The organism is Flavonifractor sp. An4 (genome assembly GCF_002161755.1).
In the GTDB taxonomy this organism is placed as follows: Bacteria; Bacillota; Clostridia; order Oscillospirales; family Oscillospiraceae; genus Flavonifractor; species Flavonifractor avicola.
The window spans coordinates 1-20,398 of record NZ_NFIL01000038.1 but is presented as its reverse complement, the minus strand read 5'-3'; the positions used below and the strand labels follow the sequence as shown (position 1 = coordinate 20,398).

The following is a 20,398-nucleotide window of genomic DNA, read 5'->3' as shown; positions in this document are numbered from 1 at the left end:
AAAGCATAAAAAGAGGGCCCCGGATTGCTCCAGGACCCTAAAAAATACTATGTGACGGCGTGTGTCTGCCGTGCCAGGATTGGTGCGACAGACGGCGCGTTTTTCAATCAATTATCACACCGGTAGCCGAAATTATGGATGAGATTCAGGTTGTCCCGCCATCCCTCCTTGACCTTCACCCAGGTCTGGAGGAACACCTTGGTGCCCATAAAGGCCTCGATGTCGGTGCGGGCCAGGGTGGAGATCTTCTTGAGCATGGCACCGCCCTTGCCGATGATAATGCCCTTGTGGCTGGCCTTCTCACAGTAGATGGTGGCGTCCAGGTCGATGATCTCGTTGTCCCGCTCGGAGAAGCGGGTGATCTCCACGGCGGTGCCGTGGGGGATCTCCTTGTCCAGGCAGAGCAGCAGCTTCTCCCGGATGATCTCGGCGCACACCTGCCGCTCGGGCTGGTCGGTGACCATGTCGTCAGGGAAGAGCTGGGGGCCTTCAGGCAGGAACTCTGCCAGCAGGTCCAGCAGCTCGTTTACGCCCTCGTTCTGCTTGGCGGAGATGGGCAGGATGGCGTTGAAGTCGTGGGCCTGGCCGTAGGTCTGCATGACGGCCAGCAGGGCCTCCTTCTCTACCGTGTCCATCTTGTTGATGACCAGGATGGAGGGTACCCCCAGCTGCTTGATGCGGGCGATGAGCTCGGCCTCAGGGCCGCCGATGTGGGGAATGGGCTCCACCAGCAGCAGGATGGCGTCCACATCGGCCACGCTCTCCTTGACTACCTTCACCATATAGTCGCCCAGCCGGGTACGGGCCTTATGGAGGCCGGGAGTGTCCAGGAAAACGTACTGGCACTCTCCCCGGTTGACCACGGCGCTGATGCGGTTGCGGGTGGTCTGGGGCTTATTGGAGACAATGGCAATTTTTTCGCCCACCAGGGCGTTGGTCAGGGTGGACTTGCCCACGTTGGGCCGGCCCACAAGGCTGATCATTCCAGATTTTTTAATTTCCATAGGTGATCCTCAACTTTCTTGAGCAATTTTATTCATATACGGTCTTTTTTCACAGACCGCATATTTTACTATTTGTCCTGCTTCTCCAGCAGGGCGCGAATGGCGGAGAGCTCCTCTTTCAGCTCGGAGTGCTCTTTCGCAAGCTTTTCCCGCTCGGCCGCAGCCGTACCCACAACGATGCCCGGCAGGGCCATGAGGAGGAACATCATCACCAGTTCAATCAGGCCGTTCCCCCCGCCCAGGCCGCTCAGCACCATGAGGATGAGATAACAGAGGCCGATGGAGATAAATCCTCCGCCGATGATATATGCCAACCGCATTGTCACCCCTCCTGGTCTCTGGTAATCCCCAGTTGCTCCAGAATGGCCTCCTCACGCGCCCGCATCTGGGCCTTCATGGGGCCCTCGTCCATGTGGTCGTACCCCAGCAGGTGGAGCACCGAGTGGACGGCCAGATAGGCCATCTCCCGGCGGGTGCCATGGCCGTACTCCTCCCCCTGGGCCTTTGCTCGCTCCAGGGAGATCACCATATCCCCCAGAGGCACCAGATTGCTGCCGGGGTCGGCGTCCTCCCCGGCGGGATGTTCTCCGGGCTGGAGGTCGAACATGGGGAAGGAGAGTACGTCGGTGGGCCTGTCCACCTCCCGCTGTTCCAGGTTGATTTGGCGGATGCCCTCGTCATTGGTAAACAGCACGTCCACCTCGCAGGGCACATCCACCCCCTGGGCGTCCAGAGCGGCGGGGATCACCTGCCGCAGCAGGTCGGCATACTCCTCCGCCCCGTCCACCTCGGTCTCAATGATGATCTCGTGGTTCATGCCTTCCGGCCCTCCTTTTTGGCCCGGCGGTTCTCGTCGGCCTCATAGGCCTTGATGATCCGCTGGACAATGACGTGACGCACCACGTCGGACTCGTTCAGGCGGCAGATGGCGATATCCTCCACCCCGTCCAGCACCCGCATGGCCTCCTTCAGGCCGGACACAGTGTCGCGGGGCAGGTCGATTTGGGTGATGTCGCCGGTGATGACGATCTTGGAACCGAAGCCCAGGCGGGTCAAAAACATCTTCATCTGCTCCCGGCTGGTGTTCTGGGCCTCGTCCAGGATAATGAAGGAGTCATCCAGGGTGCGGCCTCTCATATAGGCCAGGGGAGCCACCTCGATGTTGCCCCGCTCCAGGTACTTCTGGTAGGTCTCGGGCCCCAGCATCTCAAAGAGGGCGTCGTACAGGGGCCGCAGGTAGGGATCTACCTTGCTCTGCAAATCGCCGGGCAGGAAGCCCAGCCGCTCGCCCGCCTCCACGGCGGGCCGGGTCAGGATGATGCGGTTGACCTGCTTGTCCCGGAAGGCGGCCACGGCGGCGGCCACCGCCAGATAGGTCTTGCCGGTGCCCGCCGGGCCGATGCCCAAGGTAATGGTATTTTTCTTGATGGCATCCACATACCGCTTCTGGCCCAGGGTTTTGGCCTTGATGGGCTTTCCCTTGGCGGTGACGCACAGGACGTCCCGGGCGATGTCGTTGATGTGGGACTCATTGCCCGCCTTTACCAGATTGATGATGTAGCGCACGTTCTGTTCGGTGATGGTCTCCTTCCGCCCGGCCAGGCCCAGCAGGCCCTCAATGGCCTTGACGGCGTGCATCACGTTTTCCGCCTCGCCGGACACCTTCAGCTGGTTGTCCCGGCTCACCACCGTCACATTCAGTTCATGCTCCACCAGTTTGATATTCTCGTCAAAGGATCCAAAGACGTCTACCACGTCCTCCATCCGCTCGATATTGATGGTCTGTTCTATCATGGATCGGCCTCGTTTTCTTGTGTGATGGGATCAGGCACGAACCGCCCGATCTCTTCCCGGCACTCTGCCTGAAGGGTCACGGTCAGCATCCCGTTCTCCGTCTCCACGGCAAACTCCGTGCTGACGATCTCTCCCTCCCCCACCGCCTCTTCCAGCGCCTCCAGCAGGCGCTCTTTCAGCATGGCCTCCGCCGCGTCCGGCTCCACGGCCAGCGTCTCCAGTTCATAGGCCCGGCAGGTCTCCCGCTGGACGGCCAGGGGCATCTCCTCGCCGCCGGGCAGGGTCAGGGTCCAGGTATGGCTTATTTTATCATACCTGTCAAAAGAAATTCCACCCTTTCCAAAAAAATCGGTCCGGAGGCCCAGAGCGGTGACCGACCACCGGTTGGCCTCCTCCCCGGTGTACCGCTTCACCTGAGCCTCCAGGGGCAGCTGGGCCGCCATGGTGCGCCAGGTCCGGGCGTACACCCGACCGGAAGCCCGCACCTGTATCTGCCCGATCTCCGGCTTATCGCTGTAGGCCGGGCCTTCCAGGTGGACAGTGCCCGAGATGAGAGTCTCCCCCTCCAGCACCGTATCCCCCACCTTCACCACCGCCTCGCCAGTGAGAGCCTCCACACGGGTTACAATGCCGGAGGCCCGGGCCACCACACTGCCATACTCCTGGGCGTCCACCAGTTCGGGCGCCTCCACCGCCTCCCGCACCAGCACTTCCGCCCGGGTGCCGTACAGATTGATGGACAGCCAGGACAGCTGGGGCAGCTGGAGCAGCACCTTGTTGCCCACCGTCCGCTCATCCAAACCGGGGCCGAAGGTACCGATACCCAACCCCTGCCGCCTCAGTTCGGTGAGAATCTGGGCGGTGGGCACATTGGTGTTACCCTTTACCTCGATGGTGAGCACAAAGGAGGACAGAACGCACACCGCCGCCATGGACAGGCCCATCCCCACCCAGAAGGCATAGCGTTTTTTGAATCGGGCCAGAAAGTAGGGCATCCCCTTCCGCCCGGCGGGAGTGACGATACACAGCGTCCGTTCCCCCAGGGCGGCGGCCTGGCGGCTGCCCCGGCGGGTGACGGTGAGCCGCAGACGGGTGGCCTCCATCCACTCCACATTCCAGAACAAAATGCCCCGCTGAGCGCACAGGTTGAGGAACCGCTCTGGAAAGGCTCCCTCCACCTCCAGACGCACACTCCCCCGCAGGGCGTTCACCAGCCGCAGCAGCATCCTTCCACCTCCTTTTTCAGGTCAGATCCACCCCGTCGATCTCGCCGGTGATGAGCAGCTGGCTGGCGTTCATGGATTTCAGTTCCAGATTGCTGCCCCGCACCTTGATGACCAGCTTGCCGCCGGAGATATGGATCTCCTGGCTGCCATAGGCCAGGATGCCCTTGTGGTTTTCCATCCTCAGCTCCCGGCTGCCGGTGAGCTCCACCCTGGGCAGGCCGGCCACCACGTCCCCGGGCAGGTCCAGCACCTCTGCCGTCTTTTCCAGCAGACCGGGCCGTTTTCGGTCTCGTTCCATGGCCTCCACCCCCCTCCGACCTATGCTTATGCGGGGTGGTTGTCCCATTTGACAGGAAAAGGGCGGGCCAGCGGCCCGCCCCAGAATGGGATATGCAGTTTTTATACGCCGGTCAGGTCAAAGGGCGGGATATACTCCGCCTGGGCGGCCTCCGCCCCCTGGGCAAAGCCCTCCAGTCCCAGATCCGCCATGTAGGCCTCCGCCGCCCGCACCTCCGAGGGGCGCACCCGGCGGTTGATCTCCGGATAATTCGCCGCACGGCCCCAGGGAATGTACTGGCTCATAAGGGAGAAGAGTACCTCTCCCGGCTCAAAATGCTCCGCCACCCAGTCCATCACCCGCTTGGCCTCGGCCAGCTTGCCGGGCAGCAGCAGGTGGCGGATGACCACGCCCTGTTTCAACAGGCCGTCCTCACAGCGGACAGGACCGGTTTGGCGGAACATCTCCAGGATGGCCGCCTCCGCCGCCTGGGGATAGTCCGGGGCATCGGAGTAGCGTCCGGCATAGTTGCCGGTGCGGTATTTATAGTCGGGCAGGTAGATCTGGACCTTGCCCTCCAGAGCTTTCAGGGTCTCCACCCGGTCGTAGCCGCCGGAGTTCCACACCACTGGCACCGGCAGAGGCTCGGCCAGCGCCGAGCGCACCACATGGGCGTAGTGGGTGGGGTTCACCAGATTGATGTTGTGGGCCCCCTGATCAATGAGTTCAAAGAAGATGGCCCGCAGCCGGTCCACCGTGATGGGTTTTCCGAAGTCCCGGTGGCTGATCTGCTCATTCTGGCAGAACACACACCCCAGGGAGCAGCCGGAGAAAAACACGGTGCCCGAGCCCTTTGTACCGGAGATGGGGGGTTCCTCCCACATATGGAGAGCCGCCCGGGCCACCACCGGGGCTTCTGGCATCCGGCAGCGGCCCTCACCCCGGTCGGCCGTACGCACCGCCCCGCACTTCCGGGGGCAGAGATTACAGATCATTTCAATGGTTCCTTTCCGCTTTCCTGGGACTTACTTTTGCTTGGGGCCCAGGTTGCCCTCTTTCCAGTGCTTGCGGCACAGGCCGATGTACCGGTCGTTGGCCCCCAGCACCACCTGCTCGCCCTCCTTGAGCACATTGCCTTGCTCGTCGAAGCGGGCGTTGCACAGGGCCTTCTTGCCGCACCAGCAGATGGTCTTGACCTCCTCGATCACGTCGGCGCTGGCCAGCAGCTCCGCCGAGCCGGGGAACAGGTCCCCCTTGAAGTCGGCCCGCAGGCCGTAGCAAATCACCGGGATATTCCAGTCGTCCACCAGGTCGGTGAGGTAGCGCACCTCATCCCGGCTGAGGAACTGGGCCTCATCCACGATAATGCAGGCGTAGGGCTTCAGCTCCCGGGGGGTCATCTCCATCAGGTCAGAAAAATAGATGCAGTCGTGGCTCAGGCCCGCCCGGGAGGCCACGAACCGGGCCCCGTCCCGCTGATCGATGGCAGGCTTCACCAGCAGGGCATCCTGGCCCCGCTCCTCATAGTTGTAGCGCACCATCAGGGCGTTGGCGGTCTTGCTGGAGCCCATCACTCCATACCGGAAATACAGCTTTGCCATGGTTCCTCTCCTTCTCCTTTAAGCCGCCCCTCCACCGCAGGCTTGAAGGCCTGAAAGGCGTTGGGCACGGCGTAGTCCCGGTCCAGTTCCTCCAGAGTGGCCCACACCCAGCCCTCAGGCAGGGTATCGCCGGCCGTCTGGACCAGCACGGCCTTCATATGCCACTCAATATGGGTAAAGATATGCTTGCCGGAAGGTCCCTGCTCCAGAGAACTTGCCTCCACCGGGCAGGGTGCGGGGGACAGCTCGTTGGGGTACTCCCACAGTCCTGCCAGCAGGCCCCGGCTCTTCCGCCGCCGGAGGGCCACCGCCCCATCCCGGAAGATGAGGAACACCGTCCGCTCCTCCACCCGCCGGGCCTTTTTGGCCGCCTTTACCGGCAGTTCCCCGGTGCGCTCCGTCAAACGGGCCACACAGAAGTCTCTGGCCGGGCACTGATCGCACAGGGGGGCGCCGTTGGGCAGGCACACGGTGGCCCCCAGCTCCATCAGGGCCTGGTTAAAGTCCCCGGGGGCATCCACCGGCATCACCCGTTTCAGAGCCGCTCCCATCCGGGCCTTGGTGTCCGGCTTCATAATATCCCCGTCGTCCCCGGTGATGCGGGCCACCACTCGCAGCACATTGCCGTCCACCGCCGGTTCGGGAATGCCGAAGGCGATGGAGGAGATGGCCCCGGCGGTGTAGTCGCCGATACCAGACAGGGCGTGGATGGCCTCATAGGTGTCGGGAAAGACGCCGCCGTGGTCCTCCATGATCTGGCGGGCCGCCTTTTGCAGGTTGCGGGCCCGGTTGTAATAGCCCAGCCCCTGCCACAGCTTCATGAGCCGATCCTCCTCCACCGCCGCCAGATCCGCCACAGTGGGCAGTTCCGCCAGAAAGCGTCGGTAGTAGTCCAGCACCGCCGCCACCCGGGTCTGCTGGAGCATGATCTCGCTGATCCATACATGGTAGGGAGTGGGGTCGCTGCGCCAGGGCAGCACCCGGGCATTTTCCCGATACCATTGCAGCAGCGGGATGGGAAGCAGTTCCAGGGGTTCCAAAGGCATACCTCCAAAGTCTGATCGTTATCCCGCTCATTATATAATGGCCGCCCTCCTTTTTCAATTCCCACCGTTCTACAAAATTTTCTTCGCCCCCTTGCGCTTACCGACAGGTTACCTCTATAATGTTAGATAAGCAATCAATCTCGACTGGGGGTATCTGTTGTGGCCGCGGGTTCCGGCATCAGGGGCTTTCCGGCGCTGTTCTGGCGCCGGTGGAAGGGGGCCTTTTCCACCATTTTGTTCTATGTGGTCCAGTTCCTGCTGGTAACTTGGATCTTCGGCAGCACCTACGCCATGGTGGTCTCCTGCTCCACCACCCTGTTTCAGCTCCGCCGGAAGGAGGCCAACCGGCTGGAGGACTACGCGGCCATGTGCCTCATGTCCCTGCTGCTGTGCCTGCTGGCCTTTGCCGCCGCCCTCAATGTGTGGCTGTGCGCCATCCTGAATTTCGCCGTACCCTTCTTCCTGGTGTTCTGGAAGTGCAGCCAGTTCACCCCCAAGGGACACATGGGCTACGCCATGACCTTCGTCTTTCTGGAGCTGCGTCCACCCACGCTGGAGCAGCTGCCCATTCAGCTGGAGGCGGTAGGCCTCTGCTGCGTGCTGCTGGTGATCGCTCTGCTCATCAACGCCAAGGTAACCCACATCACCAGTGACCCGGCGGGTCAGATTTCCGCCAGCCTGCTGCGGCTGGCCGATCTATTGGACGGACTGGCTGACGGCGGCAACGACAAGGCCGCCGGCAAGGAACTCTACGACCTGGCCCGCAGCTTCCACCGGAAGGGCTATGACCGGCGGCACCTGCTCCACCTGCCTGACCGGCAGAAGCGGTGCTATCATCTGCTGGCCCTGCTGTTTCAGCGGGCCTCCTATCTGGTCACCGACGGTCCCTCCTGGCAGGACGCCAAGAACACCCCGGCTTTCCCCCATACCATGCACACCCTGGCAGAGGTGGTGCGGCAGCTGCAAAGCGCCTGGGAGCCCGCCGCCCGGCAGCGGCTGGCCGCCCGCATTCAGGCCCTGCTCGACGATACTAATCTGCCCCAGGGCCGCCTGCGCATCTTCTACCGCAGCGTACTCCACACCCTGCTGCTCCTGTGCCGGGAATCCTTCCACGCCCAGCACGACCCCTTTTTCCGCAAGGTGCCCTGGCGGGCGGCCTGGAGCAGCCTGTGCCAGCGGTTCTCCCCCGCCCGGTTTGAGTTTCGCTTCGCTCTGCGTCTTGCGGTGGTTATGACCATCAGCACCACCGTCAGCTTCCTGTGGGAGTTTGAGCACACCTACTGGTTCCCTCTCCATGCCTTCCTGCTCCTCCAGCCCAGCTATGAGGAGAGCGCCCACCGGATGGTCACCCGCCCCGTGGGCACAGCCATCGGCTGTGTCATTGTCCATCTGGTGTATCCCTGGCTGCCCGGCCTACCAGGTATCTTTGTGTTCTCCCTCATTATGATCTCCCTGATGTACTGCTGTACCCCAGGCACCTGGGTCCATCCCATTTTCTCCACCTCCTTTGCTCTCACCATGGCCACTTTAACGGTACAGGAGACCGAAGCCATCGGCCTGCGGCTCATGTATCTGGGTATGGCAGTGGCGCTGGTGCTGGTGGTCAACACCTTTCTGCTGCCCAACCGGAAGGAACCCCAGTTCCGCCGGAACTTCCAGGAGCTCTACCGGCTCCAGGCCTACTACTGGGAGGTCATCCGCCGCAGCCTCCGCCAACCGGTGGACCCCGCCCTGTTCAGCGAGCTGCTCTCCCAGTTCCATATGGTCTATCATGAAGCTGCCCAGTACACCGACCATCAGGCCCCCGAGGAGGCCGAATACCGCCGGAAACGGCTGGTAATCCTGTGGAATATGTTCTCCGAGCTGGAGCAGACAGAAGGCCTCATCCAGTCAGGGGCCGTCACTCCGGAGGAGCAGACCGCCCTGGACAGCGTAGCCGCTGCCCTTGGCGCCCGGATCTGTCCCCTCACCGATCTGAACGGCGTCCCGGTGGAGACGCTGCCCCAAGGGGAACTGTGCTATGTGGTCCGCCGTTATATGGAAAACGCCCAGACCCTGGCAAACGCATAACAACAGCCGCGCCGCAGAAACAATTTGCGGCGCGGCTGATTTTTTCGCACCACGCAATGAAAAGGGCCCGCCAAATACTCTAATAGGCAGAAAGGGGGGCGCCACCCTTGACCGAACAGGAATTTGCGACCCGTACCGAGGCACTTAAGGCCAGACTGTACCGCACCGCCTATCTCTATCTGGGCAGCGAGGCCTATGCCCTGGACGCGGTAGACGAGGCCATCTATCTGGGGCTGCTGCATTATAAGCGGCTGCGCCAGCCGGAACACTTCAATACCTGGCTCACCCGCATTCTCATCAACGCCTGCAACGCCGAGCTCCGACGCCGCAAGCGGGAGCTGGCGGTGGAGGAGCTGCCCGAGACCGCAGCGGAGACCTATGACAATCTGCCGCTGAAGGAGGCCATCCGCCGCCTGCCTCGGGATTTGCGGGCAGTCATCATCCTGCGCTACTTCCAGGGTCTCACCCTGGCGGAGACAGCGGAGGCCCTGGAAATCCCAACCGGCACCGTCTCCACCCGGCAGCGCAAAGCCCTGTCCCTGCTGAAACTGGAATTAAGCGAGGAGGCTTGAACCATGGACCGTATGGAAGAATACCGTCTGCTCCTGGATGAGCTGGAGCAGACGCCCTCCGGGCTGGAGTCCGCCCTGCCCCGGGCCAGAGCCAGATGCCGGCGGCGCCGGCTGAGCCGCTGGATCGCTGCCCCCGCCGGCAGTGTGGCCGCCATGTTTGCCGTCTTTGTGCTGCTGGTCAACCTGGTAACTCCCTTCGCCCTGGCCTGCTCCAACATCCCCATCCTGAAGGAGCTTACCGCCGCCGTGGCCTTTTCTCCCAGCCTGAAGGCCGCCATTGAGCACGAATATGTCCAGCGGGTGGTGCAGAGCCAGACCGACGGCGACGTGACCATGAAGGTGGAATATCTCATTGTGGACCAGAAGCAGGTCAATGTCTTCTTCTCCCTGAGCAGTGACCGCTATTCCCAGCTGGACGGCTCCGGGGATATCCGAATGGCCGACGGCCAGCAAGCCCATGCCAGCCTCTCCTTCCCCCAGACCCCCAGCGATCCGAAGGAGCTGCGACGGATCTCCATCGACTTTCAGGAGGAGGACGTACCCGATACCCTGATCCTGGACTATAAGGTGTGGGCGGCGGACGACACCGAAGCTGCTGTTCCGTCGGAAGATTCCGGCCTGTGGAACGATCCGCCCGCTGATCCCGATGCGGTGGCCATTTTCTCCTTCACCCTGCAGTTCGACCCCAACTTTACCAGCCAGGGCAGTCAGATCACCCTGGACCAACCCTTTACCCTGGACGGCCAACAGCTGAAAGTAGTGGGGCTGGAGATCTACCCCACCCACGTCCGGGTGGACATCCAGGAGGACGAGGCCAACACCGTTCAAATCAACAGCCTGACCTGCTGGCTGGAGGACGACAAGGGCGTGCGCTATGACCGGCCTCAGGGGCTGATCGCCCACGGCGATGGCGGCACCCCCCGGGTCACCTCCTACCGCTTTGAGAGCAGCTATTTTGAGAATGCCCAGCACCTGACCCTTCACATCGAAGGAGCCATCTGGCAGGACAAGGAGGAACACTGGGTCACGGTAGATCTGACCACTGGCCGGACTGATCCTCTGCCCGACGGCATCACTCTGGCTCGAATTGAGGAAATCGACGACATCCCCACCCTCACCTTCCGGGCCCCCACCCTGGCAGACGGCATGGTGTTCCGCCAGGTGGTAGGCCCCATCTACCGCGCTCCCGACGGAAGCGAGCACCACTTCAGTATGGCATCCCACACCATCGCCAGAGATGAGGACGGGACGGAGCTGGAGGGCATCTTTGAAGAGTCCGTTCCCCTGAAAGATTATCCCTTTGACCAGGTAGAACTGGAGATCCTGGATTACCACACCTCCACTTTGGACACTCCCATCACGCTCACTCTGAACTGAACCGCAAAAAGGGGCCCGGCCTGTTTGACAGGCCGGGCCCCTTTTTCACGCTTACTTCCGCTCCAGCTGCTCCTCCAGCAGTTCCACCGCCTCATACACCATCCGGTCGCAGTGGCACTTGCGCTCTTCGCCCCGCTCTGCGGCCAGCTGTAGCAGAGTAGTACAGTCCAGAGCCTGATTGTGCTCCCGGAACCGGCGCATCAGGTCCAGGGCGGCGTTGCTGTCGGCCCCCGCCATACCCAGTGCCATCAGGGCCCCGGTCACCGCGCCGCAGGTGGCGCCGTGCTTCATGCCCGCTCCGAAGTGGGCGCCCAGCTGGTAGGCCGCCTCCTTGGTCAGTCCGCACTGGTCGGCAAAGGGCACCAGCACCGACTGGCAGCAGTTGAAGTGGATATCGGTTCGGGCCCGCAGGCCCTTGGTCTCTTCCATACGATCCATAAAACAGTTTCTGTCCTTTTCTCTTAGTTAAATACGTCCCCCTGCTCGGCAAAAAGACGTTTCACCCGCCCCAGCAGTCCGGCGTGCTCCGGCAGAGTCAGGCCGGGGTCGGAGCGGAGCAGTTCCTCGGCGGCAGTCTGTGCCTCCTTCAGCACCCGCATATCCCCCGCCAGATCGGCAATACCCAGCTGAGGCAGGCCGTGCTGCCGGGAGCCGAAAAAGTCGCCGGGGCCACGGAGGCGCAGATCCTCCTCCGCGATTTTAAACCCATCGTTGGTTTTTGACAAGACCCTCAGCCGCTCCCGGCTGTCCTGGCTGCGGGTGGAGGTCACCAGCACGCAGTAGGACTGGTGCTTGCCACGGCCCACCCGGCCCCGCAGCTGGTGGAGCTGGGAAAGGCCGAAGCGGTCGGCGTTCTCCACGATCATCAGGGCGGCGTTAGGCACGTCCACCCCCACCTCGATGACGGTGGTGGATACCAGCACATCCAGTTTCCCGGCGGCAAAAGCGGTCATAACCGCGTCCTTCTCCTTGCTCTTCATCTTGCCGTGGACCAGGCCCACCCGCAGGTCGGGAAAGACCTGGGTCTGGAGGGTCTGGGCATAGGTAACGGCGGCCTTCAGGTCAGCCGCCGGGCCGCCGGGACCCGGCTCCTCTCCGTCAGCCTCTCCTTCCTCTACAGCAGGGCAGACCATATAGACCTGACGGCCCTCTCCCACCAGCTTGCGGACAAAATTGTACATCCGCTGCCGCTTGTCCTCCCCCACCACATAGGTCTCCACCGGGGAGCGACCGGGGGGCAATTCATCCACCACCGACACATCCAGATCGCCGTAGATGATGAGGGCCAGGGTGCGGGGAATGGGGGTGGCCGACATGACCAGCACGTGGGGCGTGCCGTTAGCCTTGGCCGCCAGGGCTGCCCGCTGGCCTACGCCAAAGCGGTGCTGCTCGTCGGTGACCACCAGCCCCAGCTTTGCAAAGGTCACTCCCTCGCTCAAAAGAGCGTGGGTGCCGATGGCCAGATCCAGCTCGCCGCTCTCCAGGGCGGCATACACCGTCTTGCGGGCCTTACCCTTCACCGCGCCGGTGAGCAGCCCCACCCGCAACCCGGCCTGCTCCAGCAAAGGGGCCAGGGAGCGATAGTGCTGCTCGGCTAACAGCTCGGTGGGAGCCATCAGGGCACACTGGTACCCGTTTTTTGCCGCCAGCCAGGCCCCGTAGGCTGCCAGCATGGTCTTACCCGAACCCACGTCGCCCTGGACCAGCCGGTTCATGGGAGCGCCGGAGGTGAGATCCGCAGTCATCTCCCCAATCACCCGCCGCTGCGCCCCGGTGAGAGAGAAGGGGAGCAGATTTAGAAAATCCTCCTCTGGGAACTGTTCAAAGGGCAGCCCTGCCGCCTTGTCCCGGCGGGTACGCAGCAGAGCCATGCCGCAGGTGAGATAGAACAGCTCCTCGAAAATGAGCCGCCGTCGGGCCACCGCCAGGGCATCCTCATCGGCAGGGAAGTGGACATTGCGGACGGCAAACTCGGCCTCGGCCAGCTGGTGGGCCTGCCGCAGCTCCTGGGGCAGACTCTCCTCCACCTGGGCGGCACACTCCTCCACACACCGGAGGGTGAGCCCCGCCAGCAGGTTGTTGGACACCCCGTGGGTCAGGGAATATACCGGCAAAATGCGGCCGGTGAAGCGCACCCGATCCACCCGCTCGCACACCGGGTTGGTCATCTGCCGCCGGGCGCCCTCACCTTCCACCTTGCCGAAACAGACGTAAGTTTCCCCCGTCCGCAGGGCATCCTTCAAATAGGCCTGGTTGAAAAAGGTGGCGGTGAGGCTGCCGGTGTCGTCCACCAGGCGCACCTTCACCAGCTCCAGTCCCTTTCGGATACGGGAGAGCCGAGGCGGCTCGGCCACCATCAGAGTGAGGCATACCGGCACATCCGCCGGCGCCGAGGCAATGGAGGCGCTCTTCCGCCGGTCCTCATAGTCCCGGGGATAGTAGCCCAGCAAATCACCCACGGTAGTCAGCCCCAGACGGGCCAGAGCTTTGGCCCGGGCTGGTCCCACCCCAGGCAGGGCCTCCACGCCGGTCTTTAATGTCAGCGACATGATCTCACCTCTTTTGCATCATTCTATACCATTTTTGCATAAAAAGTTTCCAGGCTTCCATTTTCGGAAGGAAAGATAGTGTGAAAGGAAACCATCAGGGTGTCCTTTCGCATCCAGTCAAAACTTTTTAAAACTTCTCAGAAGTTTTAAAAAGGCACTCAGTTTGTCGAAACCGCTTTTCGACAAACTGAGTGTAGCATATTTCCTATTTCCCGACAAGCGGCCGGGAAGATTCCTGTAGTTCCCGCCAAGATTTGCAATTTTAAAGAAAAATGATTGCAAATACTTTAGCGTATAAGATATAATGTCACTACTGGTATAATATCATAGGGAATATGCCCGGAAAGGACCGGGCCCTCAGCCCCGGGCACGAAGGAGTGACCGGGGATTGCTTGCACAGTAAGAGATTTTTGTTAGAAAGGACGGACAGCATGGCGGAATGTAAGTTCAACAAGGTCCTGGTGGCAAACCGGGGCGAAATCGCCATCCGGGTATTCCGGGCCTGCTACGATCTGGGCCTGCACACGGTGGCCATGTATTCCAACGAGGACACCTTCGCCCTTTTCCGCACCAAGGCGGACGAGGCCTATCTCATCGGCGAAAACAAGTCCCCCCTGGGGGCCTATCTGGACATCCCCTCCATCATTGACCTGGCCAAGCGCCGCAACGTGGACGCCATCCACCCCGGCTACGGCTTCCTGAGTGAGAATGCCGACTTTGCCAAGGCCTGCGAGGATGCCGGCATCACCTTCATCGGCCCCTCCTCCAAGATTCTGGCCCAGATGGGCGACAAGCTGACGGCCAAGGCCATCGCCAAGGCCTGCAACGTGCCCACCATCCCCGGCTCCTCTGAACCCCTGAAAAGCGGAGAAGAGGCCCTGGAGAAGGCCATCTCCTACGGTTTCCCCATCATTCTGAAGGCAGCCGGCGGCGGCGGCGGCCGCGGTATGCGCCGCTGCGACAAGCCGGAGGAGGTCATCCCTGCCTTCAATCTGGTGAAGAGCGAGGCCAAGAAGGCCTTCGGCAACGAGGACATCTTCATTGAGAAGTACCTGGTGGAGCCCAAGCACATCGAGGTACAGATCCTGGGCGACAAGCACGGCAATGTGGTACACCTGGGTGAGCGCGACTGCTCCCTGCAGCGCCGCTATCAGAAGGTGGTGGAGTTCGCCCCCGCCTTCAGCGTGCCCGAAGCTACCCGCCAGAAGCTGTATGAGGATGCCGTCAAGGTGGCCAAGCACGTGGGCTATGTCTCCGCCGGCACCGTGGAGTTCCTGGTAGATAAAGAGGGCAACCACTATTTCATCGAGATGAACCCCCGTATCCAGGTGGAGCACACCGTCACCGAGATGGTCACCGGTGTGGACCTGGTGCGGGCCCAGATCCTCATTGCCGAGGGTCACCCCCTGTCTACCCCGGAGATCGGCATCCCCTCTCAGGATGCCGTCCATATGAACGGCTATGCCCTTCAGTGCCGGGTGACCACCGAGGACCCGGCCAACAACTTCGCCCCCGACACCGGCAAGATCACCGCCTACCGCTCCGGCGGCGGCTTCGGCGTCCGTCTGGACGGCGGCAACGCCTACACCGGCGCTGAGATCTCTCCCTACTATGACTCTCTGCTGGTAAAGGTCACCTCCTGGGACAACACCTTCGAGGGCGTGTGCCGCAAGGCCATGCGCGCCATCAGCGAGGAACACGTCCGCGGCGTCAAGACCAACATCCCCTTCGTCACCAACATCCTGGCCCACCCCACCTTCCGGGCCGGCCAGTGCCATACCAAGTTCATCGATGAGACCCCCGAGCTCTTCGATATCGACACCGGACGGGACCGCGCCACCAAGATCCTCAAATATATCGCCCAGATCCAGGTGGACTCCCCCTCTGCCGAGCGTCCTCAGCATGACATTCCCCGTTTCCCGCCCTACGAGAACACCCCGCCCAAGTGTACCGGCCTGAAGCAGCTGCTGGACAGCAAGGGCCCCGAGGCGGTGCGGGACTGGGTGCTGGACCAGAAGAAGCTGCTCATCACCGACACCACCATGCGGGACGCCCATCAGTCCCTGCTGTCCACCCGGGTGCGTACCCGGGATATGCTGAAGGCCTCCGAGGGCACCGCCGAGATCCTCAACGACTGCTTCTCCCTGGAGATGTGGGGCGGCGCCACCTTCGACGTGGCCTACCGGTTCCTCCACGAGTCTCCCTGGGAGCGGCTGCGGCTGCTGCGGGAGAAGATCCCCAACATTCCCTTCCAGATGCTGCTGCGTGGCGCCAACGCCGTTGGCTACACCAACTACCCCGATAACCTGATCCGCGCCTTTATCAAGGAGGCCTGCATCGGCGGTATCGATGTGTTCCGTATCTTCGACTCCCTGAACTGGATCCCCGGCATGGAAGTGGCCATGGACGAGGTGCTCAAGCAGGGCAAGCTGTGCGAGGCCACCATCTGCTACACCGGCGACATCCTGGATCCCAAGCGGGATAAGTACACCCTGCAATACTATGTGAATATGGCCAAGGAGCTGGAGAAGCGGGGGGCCCATCTGCTGTGCATCAAGGATATGTCCGGCCTGCTGAAGCCCTACGCCGCCAAGAAGCTGGTGTCCACCCTGAAGCAGGAGATCGGCCTGCCCATCCACCTGCACACTCATGACACCTCCGGCAACCAGGTGGCCGCCTATCTGATGGCCGCCGAGGCCGGCGTGGACATCGTGGACTGCGCCATCGACTCCATGTCCTCCATGACCAGCCAGCCCTCCATGAACGCGGTGGTGGCCGCCCTCCATGGCCAGGAGCGGGACACCGGCCTGGACAGCGACAAGCTGCAGAAGCTGTCCGACTACTGGGCCGACGTGCGCCTGCGCTACAGCAAGTTTGAGGCGGGCATCAAGAACCCCTCCACCGACATCTACCGCTACGAGATGCCTGGCGGCCAGTACACCAACCTGAAGAGCCAGGTGGAGAGCATTGGTCTGGGCCACCAGTTCGAGGCGGTCAAGGAGATGTACAAGACCGTCAACCATATGCTGGGCGACATCGTGAAGGTGACTCCCTCCTCCAAGATGGTGGGCGACCTGGCCATCTTCATGGTGCAGAACGACCTGACTCCCGAAAATATCGTGGAGCGGGGCGAGGCCCTCACCTTCCCCGACTCCGTGGTCAGCTACTTCAAGGGCATGATGGGTCAGCCCGCCTGGGGCTTCCCCGAGGATCTGCAGAAGGTGGTCCTCAAGGGCGAGAAGCCCATCACCTGCCGCCCCGGCGAGCTGCTGGAGCCCATCGACTTTGAGAAGGCCCGGGAAGAGGTCCGCAAGTTCTATCCCGACGCCTCCGACCACAACGTTATCTCCTGGTGCCTCTATCCCAAGGTGGTGGAGGACTTCTACCGCCACCGTCAGGAGTACGGCTATATCATGCGCATGGGCAGCCATGTGTTCTTCAACGGCATGGCCCTGGGCGAGACCAACAAGATCAACATCGAGGACGGCAAGACCCTGGTCATCAAGTATATGGGTCTGGGCGACCTGAACGAGGACGGCACCCGCAACGTGCAGTTCGAGCTCAATGGTATGCGCCGCGAGGTGGCCGTGCCCGACAAGAGCGCCACCGCCCAGGCCCGCAAGGTCAATCTGGCCGATCCCTCCGACAAGAGCCAGGTGGGCGCCTCTATCCCCGGCATGGTGTCCAAGGTAAACGTCAAACCCGGCGACAAGGTGGAGGAGAACCAGGTCCTGGCCGTCATTGAGGCCATGAAGATGGAGACCTCCGTGGTGGCCCGCATGGCGGGTACCGTGGACGAGGTACTCATCAAGGAAGGCGGCTCCGTCAAGGCCGGCGAGCTGCTCATTACCATTAAGTAATTGCTTAAGAGGGCTGGTTTTCCAACCAGCCCTCTTTTCTACATTATCCATATCTGGAGGCTTATCCTATGGAAACCATTCTCCACCTGCTCCCCCTCACCCCGGAAGATCAGGACCGCTTCCGTACCGCCGCTCCCAACGAGGAGCACCTCTTTCTCCCCACCAGTGACCGCCGGGGGGCGGCAGCCATCCCCCAGGACTGGCGGGAACGCACCACCATCCTTATGGGTTTCGTTCCCCCGGCAGATCTCAAAACCTTCCCCCGGCTGAAATGGGTCCAGAGCTGGAACGCTGGTGTGGACCCCTATCTGGTCCCCGGCGTCCTGCCCGAGGGGGTGGTGCTCACCTGCGCCGCCGGAGCCTACGGCCCCGCCGTCTCCGAGCATCTGCTGGCCATGCTGCTGGCCATCTACAAGAGGCTGCCCGCCTACCGGGATCAGCAAAACACCCGCACCTGGGCCGATTTAGGCCACGTCCACTCCCCGCGGGGGCAGACCGTTCTGGTGGGGGGTACCGGCGACATTGGCCGCCACTTTGCCCGTCTGTGCCGGGCTTTCGGGGCCAAAACCGTCATGGGCCTCCACCGCTCCGACGCTTCCGTGGAGGACTTCGACCAGACTTTCCCCCTGTCCGCCATCGACTGCCTGCTTCCCCAGGCCGATGTGGTGGCCCTGGTCCTCCCCCACAACGGGGATACCGCCGGACTCATGGACCGTCGCCGTCTGCTGCTGATGAAGTCCGATGCCGTGCTGCTCAACGCCGGCCGGGGCTCTGCCATCGACTGTGCCGCCCTGGCGGAAGTCCTGTCCCAGGAGCATCTGCTGGGGGCGGGACTGGATGTCACCGACCCGGAGCCCCTCCCTCCGGATCACCCTCTCTGGAGCGCTCCCCGGGCCCTCATCACCCCCCACACCGCCGGAGGCTACAACCATATGCAGGTCACCCTGGATCAGCTTCAGGCCCTGTTTTTGGACAATCTGGACCGCTTTTTGTCTGGCCGGCCCCTTCGCAGCCGCATGAAATAAAACCTCTGTTGACATACCTCGAGTTTCTAGGTATAATATACCTAGAAACTCGAGGTATTGTTTTTGATCTGAAAGGAGGTTTCCCATGAAAGCGGATAAATCCCTGCTGTCTGGCAGCACCACCCTGCTGGTACTCTCTCTCCTGTCCGGAGAGGACAAGTACGGCTACCAGATGATCGCCGAGCTGGAGGCCAAGAGCGACAACACCTTCTCCATGAAGGAGGGCACCCTCTACCCCATTCTCCACACCCTGGAGAAGGAGGGGGCGGTCCAGTCCTACGAGAAGGAGGCCCCCACCGGCCGCACCCGCAAGTATTACCACATCACAAAAAAGGGCTTTCGGCTGCTGGATGAGAAGAAGAAGGAGTGGACCACCTTCTCCCAGGCGGTGAACGCGGTGCTGGCCGGGTCCGCCCCGGCCATGGCCTGATGGACGCCCCCGGCGGTTCCCGGCTCACCATAAACCAATTCTGCGGTCAGGTATGTTCCTTCGTCCGGTTCTCTCCCGACCACGACGCCATTTCCGCAGAGCTGACCGGCCACATGGAGGAGCACCGGGACACCCTGCTGGAGGCCTATCCAAACATGACCCTGTGGGACGCCGAGTCCAGGGCCGTCCGGGCCATGGGAGACCCGGAAGAACTGGGCCGCTGGCTGGATCAGATCCATCATCCCCTGTTGGGCTGGTTTCAGATCTGGTTCCGCCGGGTGGTGTGGACTCTGGCCCTCCTTGTCCTGCTCTTCGCCCTACCCCAGGCAAAAGAGACGGTCACTAACCTGATCGCGCCCCCCAGTTACGACGGCGTGGGGATGGGCTATCTTTTGGAGCATTACGACGAGTACGACGTGGTGGCTGATTTCACCCCCGGCGCTGTCTGGCAGTATGAGGGCTACACCTTCTCCATCCAGCGGGCGGTTGTCACACACTCGGAGACCAGCGTATACCGTGACGAGGCCCTGCATCTGAGCTATCTGCTGAAGGTGACCCACTCCAACCCCTGGCAGCGGGGGCCGGAATTCCGGGAGTGGCTGTGGGCGGAGGACGATCTGGGCAACCGCTACCCCTCCAGAGGTGAGCAGGTGCTGTACCAGCTGCCCACCTCCGCCGGGGATTCCTCCGGCAATCCATCCGCCGTCTATCCCTTCGCCTCCTACTATGATCTATGGGTGGGGGGTATTGATCCGGAGGCAACCTCCATCACCCTCCACTTTGACCGCTTCGGAGAGAACGCCATCTCTCTGACCCTGCCGCTGAAAGGAGGGGACTGACATGGCCAGACCCTCCGTCACCCCCGCCCAGCGGAAGCGCCGCATCTTCCGGGACGCACTGCTGCTGGCAGTAGTCCTGGTGGTGCTGATACTCCGGCTGGACTTTCCCATCCTCACCGCCGAACAGGCCCTGGAGGCCACCCAGGACCGCTATTTCTTCGGCCCCGGGGAGGTCATCACTACCCTGGACTATTCCCGGGAGGCCAACAAAGTCAAGATCGGCCAGTACGACCGCTACTACATTCTCCGCCACGGGGACTGGTACGCCTGGTGCGGCGTCAACCACTACGGCCTGTTCTGGCAGACCGGCGGCCTGGACGCTGTGGAGAACGATCCGGACCTGCCTCTGGTACCTCTGGTGGTCAGCGACTGGAACAGCGGAGCTGTGCTGGTAATCTCCAATGATCCAGAGATCACTCAGGTGGAGATCACGTTCCCTATTTCTGCCGAAACAAAACAAGGCTACACCCTGCTCTCCGCCAGCCAGACCCAGAGCACGGAGAACTGCTTCCTGATTCCCTATACGTCAGGCCCCGGCTTTGTCTTTCCGGAGGATCTCCAGGTCAAGGGTTACGACGCCGCCGGAGCCTTGCGCTACCAATCCCCTATACCGGAATCCTGGGCCACCCATTATGAATTGAGGTGAGTGTATGGCCTCCAATCGCTGCGAGACATTTTGCAGACAGGTGTGTGCCTTTGTCCGCTTCTCTCCCGACCACGACGCCATC

19 protein-coding genes are annotated in these 20,398 nt (G+C 62.1%); 8 read left to right on the top strand and 11 right to left on the bottom strand.

What is annotated here, in order from left to right; all coding sequences use genetic code 11:
- Positions 1-107 precede the first annotated feature (107 nt).
- The 9 genes from era to mutY all read right to left on the bottom strand — a co-directional run bounded on the left by era (position 108) and on the right by mutY (position 6,942).
- Positions 108-1,004 carry a GTPase Era gene (gene era / locus B5F94_RS13340; protein WP_087330773.1) on the bottom strand — a complete coding sequence of 299 codons (897 nt, stop codon included), beginning with the start codon at positions 1,002-1,004 and terminating at the stop codon, positions 108-110.
- Positions 1,005-1,072: 68 nt separating this feature from the next.
- Complete coding sequence (locus tag B5F94_RS13335) at positions 1,073-1,324, bottom strand: hypothetical protein (protein ID WP_087330771.1); 252 nt, start codon at positions 1,322-1,324, stop codon at positions 1,073-1,075.
- Positions 1,325-1,326: 2 nt separating this feature from the next.
- Positions 1,327-1,821 (bottom strand): rRNA maturation RNase YbeY, encoded by a 495-nt coding sequence (gene ybeY, locus B5F94_RS13330; protein WP_087330769.1) that lies wholly within the window; start codon positions 1,819-1,821, stop codon positions 1,327-1,329.
- Positions 1,818-2,798: a PhoH family protein gene (locus B5F94_RS13325; protein ID WP_087330767.1), complete on the bottom strand. Its 981-nt coding sequence runs from the start codon at positions 2,796-2,798 to the stop codon at positions 1,818-1,820. Before B5F94_RS13325 ends, ybeY begins: the two co-directional genes overlap by 4 nt.
- On the bottom strand, positions 2,795-4,024 hold the full coding sequence (locus B5F94_RS13320; RefSeq protein ID WP_087330765.1) for a sporulation protein YqfD: 1,230 nt from the start codon (positions 4,022-4,024) through the stop codon (positions 2,795-2,797). Before B5F94_RS13320 ends, B5F94_RS13325 begins: the two co-directional genes overlap by 4 nt.
- A gap of 16 nt (positions 4,025-4,040) precedes the next feature.
- Entirely contained in the window at positions 4,041-4,322 is a 282-nt protein-coding gene (locus B5F94_RS13315; protein ID WP_087188098.1) for a YabP/YqfC family sporulation protein, read from the bottom strand.
- 101 nt (positions 4,323-4,423) lie between these two features.
- Complete coding sequence (locus B5F94_RS13310) at positions 4,424-5,296, bottom strand: 4Fe-4S cluster-binding domain-containing protein (protein WP_087330763.1); 873 nt, start codon at positions 5,294-5,296, stop codon at positions 4,424-4,426.
- Between the two features lie 30 nt (positions 5,297-5,326).
- On the bottom strand, positions 5,327-5,902 hold the full coding sequence (locus B5F94_RS13305; RefSeq protein ID WP_087330761.1) for a thymidine kinase: 576 nt from the start codon (positions 5,900-5,902) through the stop codon (positions 5,327-5,329).
- Complete coding sequence (mutY, locus tag B5F94_RS13300) at positions 5,872-6,942, bottom strand: A/G-specific adenine glycosylase (RefSeq protein WP_087330759.1); 1,071 nt, start codon at positions 6,940-6,942, stop codon at positions 5,872-5,874. Before mutY ends, B5F94_RS13305 begins: the two co-directional genes overlap by 31 nt.
- A 165-nt stretch (positions 6,943-7,107) precedes the next feature.
- Here mutY and B5F94_RS13295 point away from each other — a divergent pair, with 165 nt between their 5' ends.
- The 3 genes from B5F94_RS13295 to B5F94_RS13285 all read left to right on the top strand — a co-directional run bounded on the left by B5F94_RS13295 (position 7,108) and on the right by B5F94_RS13285 (position 10,967).
- Positions 7,108-9,018, top strand: coding sequence for an FUSC family protein (locus tag B5F94_RS13295; RefSeq protein ID WP_087330757.1), 1,911 nt, complete (start codon positions 7,108-7,110; stop codon positions 9,016-9,018).
- A 107-nt stretch (positions 9,019-9,125) separates the two neighbouring features.
- Positions 9,126-9,590: a sigma-70 family RNA polymerase sigma factor gene (locus tag B5F94_RS13290; RefSeq protein WP_087330755.1), complete on the top strand. Its 465-nt coding sequence runs from the start codon at positions 9,126-9,128 to the stop codon at positions 9,588-9,590.
- Positions 9,591-9,593: 3 nt separating this feature from the next.
- The gene (locus B5F94_RS13285; RefSeq protein WP_087330753.1) at positions 9,594-10,967 is read left to right on the top strand and encodes a DUF4179 domain-containing protein; all 1,374 of its coding nucleotides are present in this window, start codon (positions 9,594-9,596) and stop codon (positions 10,965-10,967) included.
- Positions 10,968-11,018: 51 nt separating this feature from the next.
- Here the strand turns inward: B5F94_RS13285 and B5F94_RS13280 are convergent, their stop codons facing one another.
- Both B5F94_RS13280 and recG read right to left on the bottom strand, forming a co-directional pair.
- Positions 11,019-11,405, bottom strand: coding sequence for a C-GCAxxG-C-C family protein (locus tag B5F94_RS13280; protein ID WP_087330751.1), 387 nt, complete (start codon positions 11,403-11,405; stop codon positions 11,019-11,021).
- Positions 11,406-11,428: 23 nt separating this feature from the next.
- Positions 11,429-13,516, bottom strand: a complete 2,088-nt coding sequence (gene recG / locus B5F94_RS13275) for an ATP-dependent DNA helicase RecG (RefSeq protein WP_087330749.1) — start codon at positions 13,514-13,516, stop codon at positions 11,429-11,431.
- A 431-nt stretch (positions 13,517-13,947) separates the two neighbouring features.
- Here recG and B5F94_RS13270 point away from each other — a divergent pair, with 431 nt between their 5' ends.
- The 5 genes from B5F94_RS13270 to B5F94_RS13250 all read left to right on the top strand — a co-directional run bounded on the left by B5F94_RS13270 (position 13,948) and on the right by B5F94_RS13250 (position 20,316).
- Entirely contained in the window at positions 13,948-17,376 is a 3,429-nt protein-coding gene (locus B5F94_RS13270) for a pyruvate carboxylase (RefSeq protein ID WP_087330747.1), read from the top strand.
- 68 nt (positions 17,377-17,444) lie between these two features.
- The gene (locus B5F94_RS13265) at positions 17,445-18,401 is read left to right on the top strand and encodes a D-2-hydroxyacid dehydrogenase (RefSeq protein WP_087330745.1); all 957 of its coding nucleotides are present in this window, start codon (positions 17,445-17,447) and stop codon (positions 18,399-18,401) included.
- A gap of 85 nt (positions 18,402-18,486) precedes the next feature.
- Complete coding sequence (locus B5F94_RS13260) at positions 18,487-18,831, top strand: PadR family transcriptional regulator (RefSeq protein ID WP_087269425.1); 345 nt, start codon at positions 18,487-18,489, stop codon at positions 18,829-18,831.
- A complete protein-coding gene (locus B5F94_RS13255) occupies positions 18,768-19,670 on the top strand; it encodes a hypothetical protein (RefSeq protein WP_242965684.1) in 903 nt (300 codons plus the stop codon). The genes B5F94_RS13260 and B5F94_RS13255 overlap by 64 nt, the downstream gene beginning before the upstream one ends.
- Before the next feature lies 1 nt (position 19,671).
- Complete coding sequence (locus B5F94_RS13250; protein WP_087330741.1) at positions 19,672-20,316, top strand: DUF5044 domain-containing protein; 645 nt, start codon at positions 19,672-19,674, stop codon at positions 20,314-20,316.
- The last annotated feature ends 82 nt before the right edge of the window (positions 20,317-20,398 follow it).